Genomic DNA, 18425 nt, shown 5'->3' with positions numbered 1-18425 from the left:
TCAACAAATTCGGTCAAAATTATAAAACCTTGAAATACCGTTCTGCGCTAGATATCTAAGCAATCTTTAGTATTTTTAATTTGATAGAAAATATGAAAAAACTATTCCTGACACTGGGTCTACTTATCGCATTTTTGGGGGCACAGGCACAGGTAGCCGTCAACATCAGTGGAAAAATAGACAACCTGAATGCAGCAGAATCAATTTATCTTGGTATAGATGGGCGCTTATTCCCCTTAAACCCACCGGCTGACGGGACTTTTTCTGTTGATGTCAACATTTCGCAGACCCCTTCTTTTTTTTATTTGGGGCATATCACTAAGGGAAGGAAATTCGAACAAAAAACACCCTCGATTTGGTTTGAAAGAGACAGTGTCCAAATCACCAAAGATTGGTCAGACCAATCTTACCAAATGCAGGGATTATTGCCTTTTCAAACCAATTCGGAAAAGATAGAAGCCTTGAAAGGAAAGGATCAATTCGATTTTATCCTTGCCAATCCCATCGATATTCCCAGTTTGTATTTTGCCGAAAGGCAAAAAGAGAAGATTGCTATTCCTGATTTGGAGCGCTTTACCCAGCTTGTCACGGAGGAACACCGAAACTCTGCTTATGTGAAAAGGATTGAAAGCTATATCGCTGCCAAAAAACTAGACAATATCAAAATAGGCAGTAAAGTCGGAGACTTCACCTTGCCTGATAAAGATGGTAACCAAGTTTCTGTGATTCAACCAAATAACAAAACGACATTAATCGCTTTATTCTCCTCCGGTTGCGCGTATTCTGTGGCAAGTATTGGGATACTCGAGAAGGTTGCTGACCTGAACAATGACAAAATAGAAATGATAACCATTTGGGAAGACTCCTCCCGCGAAATCTGGCTAAATACCAACAAAGACAAAAAGGAGAAAATTACCTGGACGAATCTTTGGGATGAATTTGATTTTGCATCAACCTACCTGAACAGGAAGATGTGGCCAACTTTTTATATCATCAATGCCGAGGGAGAGTTGGAGGACATCATTAGGGGATATAGCCAAAAAACATCGAACAAGTTGAAAGAATTGGTGAAATAAGGCTTTGTGATAGGATTTTGACCCTTTTCACTTTTCATTTTTTTTGCCTTAAGGAGATTTCTCCCAATTGGTAAGGGGAAATTCAGAAACTACCTGATTACCAAAAAATAAACCTAAATTGAAGCCATGGAAAACAAAGACCTCTCCCAAATGACAGACCAAGAGCTTTTGGCTGAAGCAAAAAAATTGAAGTCTTTTTCGATCACCAATGCTTTTCTTATCGGATTCCTTATCGGAATTGTGGTCTTCAGCCTATTCAAGAGCACTTTTGGATTTTTGATGCTTATCCCCTTGTACTTTGTCCATAAGATGGTGAATGACCCAAGAAATAAAAGAACCAAGGAAGTCGATGCATTGCTGACCCAGCGAAATCTGAAATAAACAATGCACAGAGATCTGTGGTGATGAAAGTAGGTTCAATTCAGGTTTTGGATATTGGCGATATATAGGTCTTCCAACTTTTAGAAATTAAACCCGAATTTTATGACCGGTCCAAACTGATGCATATCAAAGACAAAAGCTCTTGGAGCTTGTCCGGACTCAAAATCCATATAAATCACCCTATATCCGGCCGTTAACAGAAACAAGTCTGAGAAACGGTAGCCTACATATCCCTGCAATTGCCAGGTCAGATCAGATCCGATCCCAAATCCTCCGATATCGCCTCTGAATTGCAGTTCCCATTTTTCCTTAAAATCAGTCGTCAGTCTGGTGACAATAATGGGATCATACCATGTTTTTGTTTCACTTGATGAAAAAGTTCTTACCCCAGTCTCCCCAATCGGAGGATCATTGACAACGACATCCACTCCCATATCCAGACTGTTCAACCTACCTCCGATACCAACTTCCAAAAAAGGTCTGACCCGATAAAGACCCGCTGCTTCCCAGATAAACTGTTTGGCGGTAACTTCTCCTGAGTTGATCACCAATCCCGGTCTAATATCCTGATTCAGTCTCATGTAAACAAGATCTGAGGTTACAGCCCATTTTTCGGCTTTCATTTCCGTATTGAGCATGAATGCCATTTGAAGTCTGCTGAAAATATCTCCCGGATTGGCGTTTACGGGGATATTCAATACATCACCCAAACCTGTTTCCCCATTCATATTGGGGAACATGATATATGGCTCCACCAGAAAATCGAATTTCTTTCCTTTCTCTTCGGTCTGGGCCAATGCCGAAAACTGAAAAAGAAAAGAAACAAGCCAAAGAATTGGCAATAGCTTTATGGCAAGAAATGAATTAATTTTTTTCATGTATTTTCTCGATTTTATTTTGATTCCTAAATAACAAAAACGGATTCAGGGATAATTTAAAATTTTCTCAATTATCATGGAATCTTTGCAATTATCTTCAGAAATGGGAAGAGCTTCCATTTGGCATTTCAGGGATGTTGAAAATTTTGGGTTGGAAATTTTGGCCATTCTAAATCATAGATTTCAGGTAATCCTATAGCATATCTGAATATCTCTACGCAATATTTTTTTAAACAGGTTTTCCTAATGGGCTTATCTTCCAAAACAAATCAACATGTAATCACTTTTTTAGATATTTCGACTTGCGGGGAAGCGGCGGGAAATAGCGATTTCCAAAAAATCTCAGCGTCGTATATCAATTGCCAAAAGTATGTGAGCTCAAACAAGCCGATCCAGGCTATTTTGGAGAGCCCCAGCATTTTTCTGGTTTTCAAAAATCCACTAACGAATTCAGTATTATTTACTTGAATACAAGCCAATCTCAAGTGAAATGATCGCGGCGAATTGTGGCCACCCTACAATTTTCCTAGGATAGTGGTCCAAAAAAATCCGTGATATAGGCCCGTAAAGTAAGGAGGTTTATGCTGTAAAAATCCGCTTCGTCATGTCATGAATTTCAATTCAACCCTTAAGCAATAGCGTTGCTATCCAAGGCAAGTCCATTTATCCAAGCATTGGCTTCGGGTTCAGATTCAAAGATTTTGTAAGGAACGGGCTGCTTTTGAAAAGAAAAAATCATCTTCAATATCGCCCTGATCGCTGCGTTGGGGATAACATAGGCTGTTCCTGCACAAAAGTCCTTCATGAGTTGCTCATTTTCTTTGAGCCAATTGGCCTGCATTTTTTGGTGAGAAAGAGAAGGAATACTGGCTTCCGTAGCATCAAAGATGATCACCAACCTCTTTGCAAACCGGTAACAAGCCTTTGTTTGGTCTAGGTAAGTTTGGAAGTTTTGATCTGTACTTTTATTGCCCGTAAACCGAATCCGGATAATGGGAAAATCTGATTCGTCGATGATTGCATAGCTGTCCATGCTGGAGAAACAGGATTTGGAGTAAAGAGTTTTAGAAACAAACATTTTGGTGAATTGACCCTATGGTGTCAATTCAAAAACCAACCTCAGTTTATTCCGAATAGGGAGGATTTCCCTTAATAAGGAAATGACCCTGCCATATTTTTTGTTGCAAATTCATTAACCGGATTTTTGATTTATTTTTTTTCAATAGTCGGGGATCGGTATTAATATAAAAAAATGATCTCTTTATAAAATTTATTTTTAATTGAAATAAAATCTATTTATATGGTTAAAACAAAATTAATTGCACTAAAAATAGAATTTAATCTATTTTTAACCGTGTTAAGTTAAAGCCATTTGCCCAATCCTAAACAAAAAACTAAAAATATGACAGATGCGATTGAACAGCACTTCCTGAATAAAGTATTTGCCTCAAGTGGCATAACCCGAGAGGAAATGATGCAGATTATTCCCCGTTACAAAAAAGTGACTTTTGAAAAAAATGATTATTTGTTAAAAGAGGGTGAGGTCGAAAAAAAATACTGGTTTATTGAAAGTGGGTTCGTCCGCTCTTACATTATTGACACTGAAGGCAACGACATTACTTTCAATCTCTATGCATCCGGTGATGTAGTGATTGATTATCCTTCTATGTTCTTTTTTGCCCCTACCCGAGAAAATATTCAGGCCCTTACTGACTGTATTTGTTGGGAAATAAACTTCGAATCCTTTCAAGAATTATTTAACACGGTGTTGAATTACAGGGAACAGCAAAGAGGACTGCTTGTAGGAAGTTACTTTGCCTTAAAAGAACACAGCATTTCCCTTATTGCCGATCAGGCCAAAGATAGGTATCTCAGACTTTTGAAAATGAAACCCCACATTGTCCAAAATGTCTCACTCAAGCACATCGCTACTTTTTTGGGAATCACCGACACCTCTTTGAGCCGCATCCGAAAAGAAATTGCAAACGAATAGCAGTTCTTGCCATATGACAAGTTTTGGTTTTTTGTGTTGCTGCATCTTAGCAACATCATTCACCAAAAACTTAAAATATGGAAAATTTAAAAGAGTTTATGTTGCTATTCAGATATCCGCCTAGCAACGAACAGCCCACCCCGGTGCAATTGCTGGAAATGCACAGGCATTGGGGTGAGTTTATCGGTACAATTGCCATGCAGGGAAAATTGGTAAGCACCCACCAATTGGGTTTTGAAGGCAAAAAGATTCACTCGAATCAGACTATTGAAGAAGGACAACTCGTAGCGGAGGGACAAACAATGGGTGGCAACATGGTCTTAAGGGCCGAATCGATAGAAGTAGCCTCCGAACTTGCAAAAAGATGCCCTATCCTTATGATGGGCGGCACTGTTGAAGTAAGGACTGTAATCCCCATGAACTAATTAATCACCCTTAAAAATGAACAAAAAAATGATTTACGTAATAATTGGAATTGCTCTAGTGGCATTCATAGGATTTGTCTTGTACCAAGGCAATGGTTTGAAATCAATTCAAATCGTAAAAACAGTTACCATCAAAGGCTCGATGGATGATGTTTTTGATATGGTAAAATACCAAAAAAATTTCCCTAAATGGTCACCGTTTTTGGCACAGGATCCCAGCCAAAAGTATGAAGTAAAAGGAACAGACGGCGCAGTAGGTGCACAATACCATTGGGATGGCAACAAGGGCAAAGACCTGGGTTTTCAGGAGCTTGTAAAAATTGACCATCACAAGTATATCGGAATGAAATGTGATATTCAAAAGCCATTTGTAGCCAAACCAACCTTTGATTACCACTTTACCCAGACGGCCGGTGGCATTGAAGTAAAGCAAGATTTCAAGCTTGAGTCAGGGCTGGTTGATGCGGCTTTTATGTGGCTTTTTGGAGCAAAAGCTGAAATGGAAAAAACCAATCAGCAGGGATTGGATTTGTTGAAAAAAGCTGTAGAAAACTAAAACTCACTACTATGGACAAGGCAACATTAACCATGCTTGAAAACCTGAAAGAGAAAACAGGGCATTCACTTGATGAATGGAAAAGCTTGATCTCTGCTCAAGGTTTTTCAAAACACGGAGAAATCGTGAAGTTTTTAAAAGAAACCTGCAATATCACTCATGGATATGCGACGACCATTGCTTCCAAAGCACTTGGTTCGGATGCGGATTCGGCAAAGGATACCGACGAACTGATCCTAAATCAGTACAAAGGGAAAGAACATTTGAAGTCATTCTACGACAAATTGATTTCTGAAATTCAGAATTTTGAAGGTGATTTTGAGATTTCTCCCAAGAAGGCTTATGTAAGTCTGAGAAGAAAAAAACAATTTATCACCCTCAATCCCGCATCAAAAACAAGGTTTGAGATTGGCTTTAATTTAAAAGGGGTTCCGGCAAAAGGTAAACTTGAGGCGGAAAAGCCAGATGCCATGTGTTCTCATAAAATCAACCTTTCAGATCTCCATGAAATCGACCAAGAGGTAATTGACTGGATCAGAATGGCTTATGATAATGCAGAATAATGAACCAAATTATCCAAGCCCTATTATTCGTAGTACTTACTCTTTTATTTCTCCTGTTTTTCTATTTGGGAACAGGCAGGAATAAAAGAGTTTTGGCGTTTTCTGCTTTTTGGTTGTCTTCCATAAGTATTCTGGCACTATCTGACTTTTTTCAAGACACAATATCAATTCCACCAAGGTTTTTACTTGTCTTCTTGGGAAATATTATTCTGGTAGTTTCCTTCTATAAGGTACTTAAAGCCACTGTGATTGATTACAGGTATGCCATGCTGATCCACACTTTGAGAATTCCCGTTGAGGTGTTTTTATTTTTCTTGTTTTTACAAAAGAAAGTACCTGAAATCATGACTTTCGCAGGTTGGAATTATGACATATTCATAGGCATTTCCGCACTTATATTACTCTTGGCATTTCTTTTTTTTAAATATTCGGCATCAAAAAAAGTGTTGCTGATTTGGAATTATGTAGGGCTGTCATTTTTAATCAACATTGCGGTTATCGCGGTTTTGGCTGCTCCTTTGCCTATACAACAATTTTCTTTTGACCAGCCTAACATAGCCGTATCTGAATTTCCTTACATATTTTTACCTTCATTTATTGTGCCTATAGTATTTTTAATGCATATTTTGATGGTCATGCAACTGAATAATGAATCCATGGCGATTGTGCATCCCAAGAAAAAAACCTAGTCCTTTGCAGACACCTTTAGGTTTCTACTTTGTTTCTTCTTAGCATAAGCCAAGGCTTTAAATAGTAAATATGCCGACCATCTTTTAATATAAATAATCAACAGTTTGTCTTGGGGAGAGGAAATGGATATCGATTAGAAAAACATAAATTGAAAACAATATGGTAAAATTTGGCTACACAATTCTCTACGTCGTTGACGTGTCAAAATCAATCGGGTTCTATGAAAACGCCTTTGGTTTTAACCGGAAATTTTTCACTGCCGAAAATGATTATGGGGAATTGGAAACAGGACAAACCACCATTGCATTTGCCTCAAAAGAACTCGCCCATTCCAACCTCAAAAACGGATTTATGGAAAGTACCTTAGCGCAAAAACCATTTGCAACGGAATTGGGGTTAGTGACTGATAACGTATCTGAGATTGTGGAACTTGCTCGAATTCACGGAGCAACCATCTTGGAAGAACCAAAAGAAAAACCTTGGGGACAAACGGTGGCTTACCTGAGAGATTTAGACGGATTTTTACTTGAAGTTTGCACACCTATGGGAAATTGAGGAGACATGGGAAAAAAGAAATCAGAATCCATCCAGACTTTGCATCCGCTACCCGGCAAGACCAATAAGAACATAGCATTGGACAAGTATACATTTATTCGCAATCATCTGTTGGCGATCTTATCAGGATCTGAAATGACACATACAGCATTGATGGAAGAATTGTATTTGCGTGTAAAAGAAGAATTTGAAGGAGGGGTGCAGTGGTATGGTGAAACCGTAAAACTTGATTTGGAAGCACGGAAAATCATAGAAAGGACCAATTCAAAACCAGAAAAGTATAAATTGAAAACAAAGGAATTGTAATCCTTGGAGGACCTGAGAAACACCATAATGGTGAAAAGTAACCTGTTGTTGATGCTAAATGACCGAAACCTATGAGAAATGAGATATTAAAAAACAAACAACACGACCCAAGAATCAATTATCGTGGAGAAAATGCCTCAAGATTTGACAATCTGACTGACGCCGTTTTTGGGATTGCAATCACCTTGCTCATTTTTAACCTGGCCAATCCCAACTCCTTTGAAGATTTATTGACATTTACAAAAACACTTCCTGCTTTTTTGATCAGCATTTCTTTCATTATTTTGATTTGGAATGAGCATTTGGACTTTTCTGAAGTATATAGCCTCAATGACACTAGGCTCACCATATTGAACACCATCTTTATAGCATTGGTCATTTTTTACGTTTACCCGTTGAGATTTTTGACTTTATTTCTCACCAACTTTTTTTTTAAAACTGACATCGCTGTAAATATTCAAGGCGATCAAGTTCCGCTTTTGATGATTTACTATGGTTTTGTAGCATTCGCCCTTTACTTTATTTTGTTTCTATTTTACCACAGGGCATATAAAATGAAGGGGGATTTGAATTTTAATCAGTTTGAAGAATTTTATACGGAATCACAAAAAATCAGGCTTCTTATAATGTTTTCAGTCCCTCTTCTATCTATAACGCTTACCCTAATCCTAAAAGAGTTCTCATTTATTTGGGCCTCTGTCATAGGCGGCGTGACTTATTGTCTTTACACCCCTTTGATCATATTGTGGTACAAAAAATTCCAAAGTAAATCTAAAGAGTTTGGCGAAATATGATATTTAGCTCATTGACCGGGGAAGTTCTTTTCATTTAATTTTAGAAAACCAATTCCCTATAAAACAAAAAAAACCTGCCGAATGGCAGGTTTTCATTTTTTCTTCAGTTTTGAATTACTTTGGTAACAAAACTGTATCCACTACGTGGATGACACCGTTACTGCCTGCAAGGTCAGCAGCAGTTACAGTCGCACCGTTGATCATTACTTTGCCATCTTTGATGGATACTTTCAAGTCCTGACCGTTTAAAGTTTTTACAACCTGACCATCAGAAAGGTCAGCAGCCATCACATTACCTGCTACCACGTGGTAGGTCAATACTGATGTTAGTTGGTCTTTGCTTTCAGGCTTCAATAGGTTATCTACCGTTCCTGCAGGCAATGCAGCAAAAGCAGCATTGGTTGGCGCGAAGATGGTAAATGGTCCTGTTCCGCTCAAAGTCTCTACCAAGCCTGCAGCTGTAACAGCGGCTACGAGGGTAGTGTGGTCCGGAGAACCAACAGCAATTTCAACAACAGTCTTAGGAGCTTCTACAGGAACTTCCTCAACTACCTCAACGGCTGTTTCTTCTACAACTTCTTCTTTTGGTGCATTTCCACAGCTGGCTAGAAAAGCAGTGGCGACAGTAGCAACTGCCAATGATAAGAATCTTAAATTTTTCATTTTTTGATTTTGGTTTAAATCTGGTTAAACAACAACGGGCTCGCCTTAAAGTTTAAGATCCTAACAAAGGAATTGATGGGCGGTAAAAAATAGCTATCCAACGGAAAAGTCGGTTATTATTAATTCTTCTGATGACGTTCCTGTAAATGATGTAATCCTATCCTGAAATTATATAAACCCAATCCTACGGATTTCCCGACTTTTGAGGCCTCAAAGAAAATTTAAAGCTTGATTTTTTGGGCAACGGATGCCTTTCTTCTTTATGTTTTCTTCTGTCATTGAAATTCTGAAATCAATCTCCTTCCAGTATCTGTCATCGCATGGAGGCCTTAATTGGTATAATTTTAGTAAAACCGTTAAACAAGAGTACCTATTTGAATTACTTTCTACATTAAACTACAACTTCCCGGATTATGAAAATGTATGTCAAAAATATGGCTTGCCAAAGCTGCGTGGCCTTTGTGAAAGAAGCATTGGATGAAATGGACATTGTTCCGGTCAAAGTCGGTTTGGGAGAAATAGAGACAAAAAAGGATGTCACCGATGAGGAAAAACGTGAACTCAACAAGAAAATCAAAAAGGTCGGGTTGGAGCTCCTTGAAAAAAAACAGGGGGTCATCATTGAGAAAATCAGAAAAGTGATGGTGGATTATGTATACCATTCCGATGAAAAACCAAATGTGAATTTTTCTACGCTATTGAGTGACAAACTCAACCACAGCTATACCTATCTGTCCAATTTTTTCTCTGAAGTGGAAGCCACTACGATCGAACAGTACCTCATTTCCCTCAAAATCGAGCGCGTCAAGGAAATGATTATTTTGGAAGAATTCAACTTGTCGGAAATTGCCTTCAAGCTGCATTACAGCAGTGCGGCACACCTCTCCAACCAATTTAAAAAGGTGACAGGCCTCTCCCCTTCACATTTCAAAAAACTGAAAGAGAAAAGAAGGATTGCGATACAGGATCTTTGATGGGATGTGAGAAAAGACCGATGAAGGATGACAGGTTTCATCCCTTCACCACAATTACAGTTCGACTAAGGGATTTTGATAAAACATCAGAAAACCGTTGGGCTTCCCATATTTCCAGGTCCATGGCCGCAGCGCCAAAAATCCTGATTTCCAGATTTTCATCATCCATGAGGCATTGGGTATTTTCCACCCATTGGTTTTTGGTTTTGTTCAGGCCTACCGCAATCCGTAAAATTCCAACCAATCCTTTTACCAGTTTTTGATCCTCAGATGGAAGGCCATGAAATTCTTTATGTTTTTTTTTCGGACCTGACTTTCGGTGATATCGGGCCATCAGCGCCAGCATGACCCTTTCCTCATTATTGAATCCCCGAAGGCGGCCATTCAATATCAGGTAGGCCGAATGCTTCTGATAATCCTGAAAATTGACAAACAAGCCCACATCATAGATCAGGCAAGCATTGTGGAGCAATTCCTTAGCTTCCTCATTCATCTGATGCTCTTCATGCAGTTGGTCAAAAAGCTGCAATGCCAACTTGGACACATGCCTTTTTTCCTCAATATCTGTCTCATATCGCATGGCCATGAGCAAACTCGATCGTTCTTTGATGTTTTTGCCTTCAACAAGCTCACCCAGTTTAGGCCTGTTTCGTTCGATATAATCGATAATCAGCCCATCTCTGAGAGAAGCATCTGAGAGCGTTATTTCTGAAGCTCCTGACAAATGGAGAAGTTCAAGGATAAGCATACCACCGAGGTGGATGGCATCAACACGGTTTTCATTAATACCCTTCACCTCAGTTCTCCGATTTGCCGGCAATTCAAGGAGCTTTGCCACGATTTTTTCAAGGTCTTTGACCTTCACTACTTCTGCATTGACAGAGTTGACGATGTTGACATCCGTCATTTCCAAAGCCGCTTCCCCCAATGCCCTGATGGTCCCGGAAGTACCGATGACCTTCGAAAAACCGGCTAAGGAGGCTTCTTCCATGGTTTTGAGGGCAATTTCTCGGATATATTTCCGGAGTGTGGTCTGCTTGGTTCTATTCAATGGACCTTCATTCCCAACCCAATCCAAAAGCCTCAAAACCCCAAGTTTAAGGCTGTTTTTGAAAAGTATTTCATCCTTATTTCCAATGACCACTTCGGTGCTTCCCCCGCCGATATCAATGACCATGGCATTCTGCTTTTTAAGATCAATGGATTTTCTAACTGCCAAAAAAATCAACCTTGCTTCTTCCTTTCCGGAAATCATCTGTGGATGGAGTCCTGAATCCTGGATAAGACGGTCCAGAAACTCTCTACCGTTTTTGGCTTCCCGGGTTGCGGATGTGGCAGCGGTAATGATGTGCTCGACGCCATATTCATCTGCCAACTGCACATACCTTGAAATGGTCTCTATCCCGGCATCAAAGGCCCGCTGACTCAGAATTTTGTTTGCAAACACCCCAACGCCAAGTTTGACCATCTCCTTTTCCTGAACCAAAACTTCATAAGACTGCCCTGATGTCACTTTGACGATGACCATGTGGATGGAGTTGGTACCAATGTCGATTGCTGCTAAGTTCATAGGATGGTTATTGGGTTATTGGGTTATTGGGTTATTGGTTATTGGTTGTTTTTAAATATAAGGAAAAACAGGGGAGATTGCTTTTGGAAATACAGGAGGATTGCCTAATCCATAGAAATAACTAAAGGAAATGAAAAATTCTTGGATGGAAGTTTTCGCAGATTGAGACTTTTGAAAAGGCAATGAATTATATTGGGGTTGTAATTACATCTATCCAAAAATAAATTCACACCAACCTTTTTTATCATGTCCCAAAACCAAATATCCTTCCTCCTCGGCTTTCTAGTTTTGTCGGTCGTAGGCTGTCAATCTCCAAGCTCTCAAGAAAGTACCGAAGCTGACAGCGTCCAAACAGAAACCGATATACCCGAAGAAATCTACGATCCGGATCCGACTGACACCATTCCGGGAAATCTTTATGGTGTCAACAGCAGCGCAAAAGAAACCGCTGAATTGGTCAGGAAGACTGTTCAAACCTTGTTCAAAGATGATCTGGAAAAGGACATCATCGACGAATACAGTAGGAAGTTTATCTTCTTTGAATATGACCTCAATGAAGATGGCAACAAAGAAATCATGGTGGGATTTACCGGACCGTACTTTTGCGGTTCAGGTGGCTGTACCCAGATGATTTTGGGCCGTGAAGGCAATGTCATCACACAATTCACAGTTTCAGATTACCCTGTAGTGATCGACAATACCAAGTCAAATGGCTGGAAAGACCTGTTCATTTTGTCCGGCGGAAAATACAGGATTGTTAAATTTGATGGGAAAACCTATCCCTCCAACCCGTCCATGCAGCCCGAACTGAAACTTCTCCCCGGGGACGGATTGCCGAGAGCTTTGGATTTTGTCAATGAACCCTATCCTTGGTTCAAATTTTAAGGAATTTGCTTTTTCCCATTTCCAGATAAGACCCACAAAATGAACAAATCGATATCCCCGATCATATCAGCTTCTGATTTACAAACCTTATCAGCTTCGCCAGCATTCGTGCTGATTGACGCCAGATTTGGCAAAGAAAACTACGACAAATCCCATCTCCAAGGCGCTTTGCATGTCGATCTGAACAGTCAACTGTCCGATATCAAGGCGGATTATGCGGATGGTGGAAGACATCCTTTGCCTGACGCAGCGAGATTCTCCCTACTTTTGGAGTCGCTTGGCATCAGCCCTGACTCGCATGTAGTCGTCTATGATGACAAAAACGGAGCAAATGCTGCAGCAAGATTTTGGTGGATGATGAAAGCAGTAGGCCACGAAAAAATCAAGGTTTTGGATGGAGGAATGGATGCAGCGATCCAAGCTGGATTTCCGATAAGTACAGAGTTGGAAAAAACCCCTGTAAAGGGAATTTACAAAGTGAATCTATGGAAATTGCGCATTTCAGACATCTCAGAAATCGACAAAGTCACCAAAGACAAAAACTACCTCATCATCGATGTGCGTGAAAATGAAAGGTACCGGGGAGAAAAAGAACCCATTGACTTGGTAGCGGGTCACATCCCCGGTGCGGTGAATATCCCCTTTGCCTCCAACCTTGATCCAAAAGGATTGTTTCTTTCTCCTGCAGAACTCAAAGCGAAATATGAGAAAGCCTTGGAAGGAAAATCTGCCGAAAACGTTATCGTGCATTGCGGTTCAGGTGTCACGGCCTGCCACACACTATTGGCTTTGGCGCATGCAGGAATGGAAATCCCCAAACTGTATGTGGGTTCTTGGAGTGAATGGTCAAGGAACGGCAGAGAAATAGCGACAGAATTAGGATAAACTTTTAATTTTTAAACTTCTTTGAACCCATGAAACCAGCCGCCAAAGACACCGACGCTTATATCTCGGAATTTCCGGAGGACATTCAGGAAAAGCTCCAAGTCATCCGAAACACGATCAGGCAAGCCGCACCTGAAGCAGAAGAATGCATCAATTATGGCATCCCGACTTTTAAGATTCATGGCAATCTTGTCCACTTTGCGGCATATAAATCCCACTTTGGCTTCTATCCGGGCGCTTCGGGAATAGCGGAATTTAAGAAAGAGCTTGCCGCATTTAACACCGCCAAAGGAACTGTTCAGTTCCCCTTGGATAAACCGCTTCCATTGGACCTGATATCAGATATTGTGATTTTTAGGTTGGATGAAAACCTGAGAAATAGTAAACCTTTGAAAAAGAAAAGGTGATTTAAAAGTCCGATGACAGTTGACGGATGTAGCGTATTATTTTAAACAATTAAGGGATTAATGATTTAATAGATTTTCTGAAAAGCATGGTTTTTTGATTTTAAAGAATCCTTTCCCCTTTTTCTACCTCAACTGTGAGATTTTTTGACCTCAGGCGAATAATTGGGTAAACAACTCCATCAAACCTGTTTTCAATCATGGAAAATTTGCCATATTCAACAAAACAAAGTTCAGATCCGGTCCTACAACCGCAGCCACACCATGTTTACTAGGGATTCGACCTCATTTCTGAAAGTCATAGATGCCAACAAAGGCATCATCTACAAGGTCGCCAACTCCTATTGTCGGGATGAAGAAAACCGCAAAGACCTGATCCAAGAGATCATTTTGCAGTTGTGGCTCAGCTTTCCCAAATATGACCCGAGTTTCAAGCTGAGTACCTGGATGTACAGGATTGCGCTCAATGTGTCCATTTCTTTTTACAGAAAAGAAAGCCGCAGGGGCAGGATAAGCCAACCATTTCCTGAGGAAATTATTTCCCTTCCGGTCGAAAAACTCCCGATCGAACAGAATGAAGACCTTGATATGCTTCAGAAATTCATCAGAGAACTGAAAGAAATCGACAGGGCGGTGATTCTCCTTTATCTCGAAGGAAACAGCCAACAGGAAATCGCCGACATCCTCGGACTCACTGTCTCCAATGTCTCGACCAAAGTCTCCCGCATCAAACAGACCCTCAAACAAAAATTTGCTACCATAAACAGATAAAACCATGGAAGAAAACCAACTCCTCGCCCTTTGGGAATCTTATGACCGAAAGCTTTCCCAAAATCTTGTGCTGAATAGACAAAACGCAGAAGAAATCACCAAAATCAAAGTCAAATCGCTCCTTTCCGGAATGCAGCCGATAAAAATCTTTGCCATCATTGTGGGTATCGTCTGGGTGGGTTTTTTGGATCTCATTGTTTTTAACGTTTGGGCATATGCCAGTCCGATGTTTTTGATCTCAATTGGATTTCACATCCTCCTCACCAAACTTTCTATCGGAGTTTACCTCTATCAGCTCGTGCTGATCAATCTTGTAGACATCAACGAACCGATTCTCAGCACCCAAGAAAAAATCGCCAAATTGAAGTCAAGCACCATCTGGATTACCAGATTACTGTTTTTGCAACTTCCGGCTTGGACGGTTTTCTATTGGACCAAAGATTTGTTCCAAAACCTCCATGTATTTCAAATCAGCATTATTGTAGGGGTCGCATTGGGTATGGCCTATCTTGGGATCTGGCTTTTCAAAAATATCAGATTTGAAAACCGGGACAAAAAATGGTTTAAGTTTCTCTTAAGCGGTAAAGAATGGGATCCGATGATGAAGTCAGCAGATCTATTGCAACAGATCGAAGAAGCTAAAAAGGAAGGTTGACCGAAGGATTTGATTTGCTATCAAAACTGAGTAATTTTAATCGCATAGTACCATCGATTCATTTCATTTCTTCCACATCTAATTATTCTCTATCAGCCATGCTCACCGAAATCCATCCCAAACTTCCCATGCGTAACAAAGCCATTACAAGGGAGTATTACATCAACAAATTGGGCTTTCAGGAAAATGGAAATGCGGATTATGAGGGTTACCTGATGTTATATAAGGATAAAATTGAGATCCACTTTTTTGAATTCAAGGCTCTCGATCCTAAAGAAAATTATGGACAGGTTTACATCAGGACTGACGATATCGATGTATTTTATAAGTCCCTATTGGACAAAAAAATTCCCATTCATCCAAACGGGCAATTACAGGCCAAACCTTGGGGAATGAAGGAATTTTCTCTTCTTGATCCTGACCATAATTTGCTGACTTTTGGGCAAGACATTTAGAAAAATCTAGGGAATTTGACTCTATTCTGCAACTTTCCAATGTGGATGTGGAGAATAAGATATTAATGGAATCTTTGAAAGTCCGCCAACCCTACATTCAATTTAAAAATAGCATGACATTTTCAAAAAAATCATGCAATTTGTCAAAGAACCTTCCTATGGCCATTTTCATGCGGTTGATCCTCTTTATCCTTTTCTCCTTTCCTGTTTCACTACAGGCTCAAACTGTATGCACTTTGGAAAGCCGTCAAAGGCTAGATTCGGCTTTGAACATGCTTTCACAGCAGAACCATTCCCAAAAGTCCATGAATGACCTGACCATCGAAATCGGCTCTTGGTTTTTGAATACACCTTATGTGGAGAAAACTTTGGAACTTCCCGGCGAGGAAAAACTGGTAGTGAACTTGATGGGTTTGGATTGTACCACGTATTTGGAAACTGTGGTCTCATTGGCAAGGACAGCCAAGGCAGGGGAATTTACTTTTGAAGCTTACACCCAAGAACTGGAAAAATTAAGATACCGGCATGGGGTCAATGATGGGTATTCTTCCCGTTTGCATTATTTCTCAGACTGGATTTTTCAGAATGAAGAGAAAGGGATTTTGAAGGATATCAGCAAAGAAATCGGTGGAAGTGTCTACGAAAACAATCCATCCTTCATGACTTCCAACCCAAAATTCTATCCACAGCTTTCCAATCCGGATTATATCAATCAACTCAAAGAAACCGAATCTGAAATAAAATCCCGGAAGTATTACTTTTTGCCGAAGACCGAAATTAGAACTCACGAAAACAAAATCAATTCGGGAGACTTGATTGCCATTACCACTTCGATGACCAATTTGGACATTGTCCATGTGGGATTTGCCATCGAAAAAGAAGGCCGGATCCATTTGCTCCATGCGAGTTCGGGATCCAAAAAAGTAGAGATTTCGGAAAAGCCCTTGAGCGACTACCTTATGGCTAACAAATCCCAATCCGGGATTATGGTAAGCCGGTTGGTGGCCCTTGCAAATTGAGCAGAATTGATACTATGTTTAAAAAGCCAATATTTTTCCTCCTGACCACCCTACTATTTCTGAATAGTATTTTTTGTTTTGGAAAATCGAATTACGATTTTCAAAATGATTCTATTTCCGACACAAAATTAAACGAGCTTAAAATCAACATAAAACATGTCATTTCCCAACACCAAAACCTCAAGGTCGGCATAGCATTGTTAAATGAAGAAGGAAATGTTTGGCTTGAGGTTTTAGGTAATTCAGATCAAGAAATTGCTGAAAAGGATAATGAAAATTCAATGTTCCGGATTGCATCTTTATCCAAAATGTTTGTTGCGCTTTCGATTCTCAAGCTTCAGGAAGAAGGAAAATTAACATTGGAAGATGAAGTGAAAAGTATTGTTCCTGAAGTAAAGTTTGAAAATCAATGGGAAGAAGAACATCCCGTAAGGATTATTCACCTCCTGGAACATACTACAGGATGGGATGAAATTCACTTGGTAGAAATGGTTCACAATCAGCATCCTCCCATTTCATTGAAAGATGCTTTGGAGTTTCATCCACACTCGAGGACTTCAAGATGGATTCCTGGTACGAGAATGGCCTATTGCAATTCAGGGTATGCGGTTGCGGCATATATTGTCGAAAAGGTAATCGGTTTAAAATATGAAGATTATGTAAAGGAATCGATTTTTAAACCGCTTATGATGAACCATTCTACTTTTTTCAATGATAAAATATTTCAAAAGTGGGGAGCGGAAACATACAATTGGGAAATGAAGGAAATCGCTTACAAAAATGAGCTTTTCCGGCCATCCTCAGCGCTCAATTCCTCTATAGTAGATATTTCTCAAATTCTCCGATTGTTACTAAACCGAGGTAGTTTGGATAGTGTCCAATTTTTAAAAAGCGAATCAATAGACCGAATGGAAATTCCCTACAACAGTTCCGGATCTGATATCGGATTGGAATTGGGTTACGGCTTGGGAAACCAAACTTCTTTCCATAACAACTTTACTTACCACGGTCATAGTGGCGCTATGGATGGAGGGCTTTCGGAATTGGCATATTTACCTGAGGAAAAGATCGGACATGTAATATTGATGAACGCTAATAATGGCACTGCCATGCAGGAGATATCCACCCTTATCCGGGATTTTGAAACTGCCGATTTACATTTAGGACCAAATCATAAAGCAAAATATCAAGGCGAAACTCATATTAAGGACGGCTATTATTTGGCTATCAATCCCAGAAATCAAGACCGGTTTTACCAGGACCTGATCTTCAATATCGAAAAAGTGGAAGTACATGAGGACCACCTGACCATGGCTTGGATCCTTCCCGGTGGCAAATCAACTTACTATCCTGTTTCTCCAACTGAATACACTTATGGGAATAGCGGGAAGATAGGTTTGGTTCAGGATTCCGATCCTTTGGAAGGTAAAGTGCTTTATACAGAAAGGTTTGTCTTTAAGCCTATATCAGGATTTAGGGTATTTGGGCAAATTTCAATTTTGGTGATATGGGTTATTTTGATGGTTTTGGGAGCATTTATTGCTGTCTTAAGCCTTATCCTTTTCCTTAGAAATAGAGCTAAATATGCTAATCTCTTGAAAATATCAATCCTGCCAACTTGTACTAGCCTATCCATATTCCTTATGTTTTTTATTCCCAGAATGAATATTGAAGGCGCAGATTTACTTTTTTCCACACCAAGTTATTTGTCAATTGGTGTTCTGTTTTGCTCCATCCTTTTTGTGTTGGGTTCTCTGACCTCTGCTATTATTCTGTTTCTTTCAAAAAGATTTCCCCAAAGCAGGTGGGTAACTTGGCCAATCATTGCGCTCACTTGCTTTCATTTTATGGTTTCGATTTTCCTGATTACACAGAAAGTGATCCCATTGATTACATGGAGTTGATTAAGTATAAAATAATTTAAGGA

General features: G+C 39.8%; 23 protein-coding genes. 19 read left to right on the top strand and 4 right to left on the bottom strand.

What is annotated here, in order from left to right; all coding sequences use genetic code 11:
- Positions 1-92 precede the first annotated feature (92 nt).
- Positions 93-1076 carry a TlpA family protein disulfide reductase gene (locus MMU05_RS05395; RefSeq protein WP_241140648.1) on the top strand — a complete coding sequence of 328 codons (984 nt, stop codon included), beginning with the start codon at positions 93-95 and terminating at the stop codon, positions 1074-1076.
- Positions 1077-1202: 126 nt separating this feature from the next.
- Positions 1203-1457: an FUSC family protein gene (locus MMU05_RS05390; protein ID WP_241140647.1), complete on the top strand. Its 255-nt coding sequence runs from the start codon at positions 1203-1205 to the stop codon at positions 1455-1457.
- Positions 1458-1537: 80 nt separating this feature from the next.
- Here the strand turns inward: MMU05_RS05390 and MMU05_RS05385 are convergent, their stop codons facing one another.
- Positions 1538-2335: a hypothetical protein gene (locus MMU05_RS05385; protein ID WP_241140646.1), complete on the bottom strand. Its 798-nt coding sequence runs from the start codon at positions 2333-2335 to the stop codon at positions 1538-1540.
- A gap of 628 nt (positions 2336-2963) precedes the next feature.
- Complete coding sequence (locus MMU05_RS05380; RefSeq protein WP_241140645.1) at positions 2964-3368, bottom strand: STAS/SEC14 domain-containing protein; 405 nt, start codon at positions 3366-3368, stop codon at positions 2964-2966.
- A 369-nt stretch (positions 3369-3737) separates the two neighbouring features.
- Here MMU05_RS05380 and MMU05_RS05375 point away from each other — a divergent pair, with 369 nt between their 5' ends.
- From MMU05_RS05375 to MMU05_RS05340, 8 genes are all read left to right on the top strand, one after another.
- Positions 3738-4328 (top strand): Crp/Fnr family transcriptional regulator, encoded by a 591-nt coding sequence (locus tag MMU05_RS05375; protein ID WP_241140644.1) that lies wholly within the window; start codon positions 3738-3740, stop codon positions 4326-4328.
- 77 nt (positions 4329-4405) lie between these two features.
- Complete coding sequence (locus tag MMU05_RS05370; protein WP_241140643.1) at positions 4406-4753, top strand: YciI family protein; 348 nt, start codon at positions 4406-4408, stop codon at positions 4751-4753.
- A 28-nt stretch (positions 4754-4781) separates the two neighbouring features.
- Positions 4782-5309 (top strand): SRPBCC family protein, encoded by a 528-nt coding sequence (locus MMU05_RS05365; RefSeq protein ID WP_241140642.1) that lies wholly within the window; start codon positions 4782-4784, stop codon positions 5307-5309.
- 11 nt (positions 5310-5320) lie between these two features.
- Positions 5321-5872, top strand: coding sequence for a DUF5655 domain-containing protein (locus MMU05_RS05360; RefSeq protein WP_241140641.1), 552 nt, complete (start codon positions 5321-5323; stop codon positions 5870-5872).
- The gene (locus tag MMU05_RS05355; RefSeq protein ID WP_241140640.1) at positions 5872-6561 is read left to right on the top strand and encodes a hypothetical protein; all 690 of its coding nucleotides are present in this window, start codon (positions 5872-5874) and stop codon (positions 6559-6561) included. Before MMU05_RS05360 ends, MMU05_RS05355 begins: the two co-directional genes overlap by 1 nt.
- A gap of 160 nt (positions 6562-6721) precedes the next feature.
- Positions 6722-7117 carry a VOC family protein gene (locus MMU05_RS05350; protein ID WP_241140639.1) on the top strand — a complete coding sequence of 132 codons (396 nt, stop codon included), beginning with the start codon at positions 6722-6724 and terminating at the stop codon, positions 7115-7117.
- Between the two features lie 6 nt (positions 7118-7123).
- The gene (locus tag MMU05_RS05345) at positions 7124-7423 is read left to right on the top strand and encodes a DUF6958 family protein (RefSeq protein ID WP_241140638.1); all 300 of its coding nucleotides are present in this window, start codon (positions 7124-7126) and stop codon (positions 7421-7423) included.
- Positions 7424-7494: 71 nt separating this feature from the next.
- Positions 7495-8217, top strand: a complete 723-nt coding sequence (locus MMU05_RS05340) for a TMEM175 family protein (protein WP_241140637.1) — start codon at positions 7495-7497, stop codon at positions 8215-8217.
- 114 nt (positions 8218-8331) lie between these two features.
- Here the strand turns inward: MMU05_RS05340 and MMU05_RS05335 are convergent, their stop codons facing one another.
- The gene (locus MMU05_RS05335; RefSeq protein ID WP_241140636.1) at positions 8332-8880 is read right to left on the bottom strand and encodes a fasciclin domain-containing protein; all 549 of its coding nucleotides are present in this window, start codon (positions 8878-8880) and stop codon (positions 8332-8334) included.
- A gap of 413 nt (positions 8881-9293) precedes the next feature.
- Here MMU05_RS05335 and MMU05_RS05330 point away from each other — a divergent pair, with 413 nt between their 5' ends.
- Positions 9294-9854, top strand: a complete 561-nt coding sequence (locus tag MMU05_RS05330) for a helix-turn-helix domain-containing protein (RefSeq protein WP_241140635.1) — start codon at positions 9294-9296, stop codon at positions 9852-9854.
- 37 nt (positions 9855-9891) lie between these two features.
- Here the strand turns inward: MMU05_RS05330 and MMU05_RS05325 are convergent, their stop codons facing one another.
- The gene (locus MMU05_RS05325) at positions 9892-11424 is read right to left on the bottom strand and encodes a Ppx/GppA family phosphatase (protein ID WP_241140634.1); all 1533 of its coding nucleotides are present in this window, start codon (positions 11422-11424) and stop codon (positions 9892-9894) included.
- Positions 11425-11670: 246 nt separating this feature from the next.
- Here MMU05_RS05325 and MMU05_RS05320 point away from each other — a divergent pair, with 246 nt between their 5' ends.
- The 8 genes from MMU05_RS05320 to MMU05_RS05285 all read left to right on the top strand — a co-directional run bounded on the left by MMU05_RS05320 (position 11671) and on the right by MMU05_RS05285 (position 18402).
- Positions 11671-12309 carry a hypothetical protein gene (locus tag MMU05_RS05320; protein ID WP_241140633.1) on the top strand — a complete coding sequence of 213 codons (639 nt, stop codon included), beginning with the start codon at positions 11671-11673 and terminating at the stop codon, positions 12307-12309.
- A gap of 39 nt (positions 12310-12348) precedes the next feature.
- Positions 12349-13194 (top strand): sulfurtransferase, encoded by an 846-nt coding sequence (locus MMU05_RS05315; protein ID WP_241140632.1) that lies wholly within the window; start codon positions 12349-12351, stop codon positions 13192-13194.
- Positions 13195-13223: 29 nt separating this feature from the next.
- The gene (locus tag MMU05_RS05310; RefSeq protein WP_241140631.1) at positions 13224-13601 is read left to right on the top strand and encodes an iron chaperone; all 378 of its coding nucleotides are present in this window, start codon (positions 13224-13226) and stop codon (positions 13599-13601) included.
- Between the two features lie 261 nt (positions 13602-13862).
- Complete coding sequence (locus MMU05_RS05305) at positions 13863-14369, top strand: RNA polymerase sigma factor (RefSeq protein ID WP_241140630.1); 507 nt, start codon at positions 13863-13865, stop codon at positions 14367-14369.
- 4 nt (positions 14370-14373) lie between these two features.
- A complete protein-coding gene (locus MMU05_RS05300) occupies positions 14374-15024 on the top strand; it encodes a hypothetical protein (RefSeq protein ID WP_241140629.1) in 651 nt (216 codons plus the stop codon).
- A 98-nt stretch (positions 15025-15122) separates the two neighbouring features.
- Entirely contained in the window at positions 15123-15479 is a 357-nt protein-coding gene (locus tag MMU05_RS05295) for a bleomycin resistance protein (RefSeq protein WP_241140628.1), read from the top strand.
- A gap of 140 nt (positions 15480-15619) precedes the next feature.
- On the top strand, positions 15620-16498 hold the full coding sequence (locus tag MMU05_RS05290) for an N-acetylmuramoyl-L-alanine amidase-like domain-containing protein (RefSeq protein WP_241140627.1): 879 nt from the start codon (positions 15620-15622) through the stop codon (positions 16496-16498).
- 14 nt (positions 16499-16512) lie between these two features.
- The gene (locus tag MMU05_RS05285) at positions 16513-18402 is read left to right on the top strand and encodes a serine hydrolase domain-containing protein (protein WP_241140626.1); all 1890 of its coding nucleotides are present in this window, start codon (positions 16513-16515) and stop codon (positions 18400-18402) included.
- Positions 18403-18425 lie beyond the last annotated feature (23 nt).

The sequence above is a fragment of the Cognataquiflexum rubidum genome (assembly GCF_022538115.1).
GTDB lineage: Bacteria > Bacteroidota > Bacteroidia > Cytophagales > Cyclobacteriaceae > Cognataquiflexum > Cognataquiflexum rubidum.
This window is presented reverse-complemented; position numbering and strand designations above follow the sequence as displayed.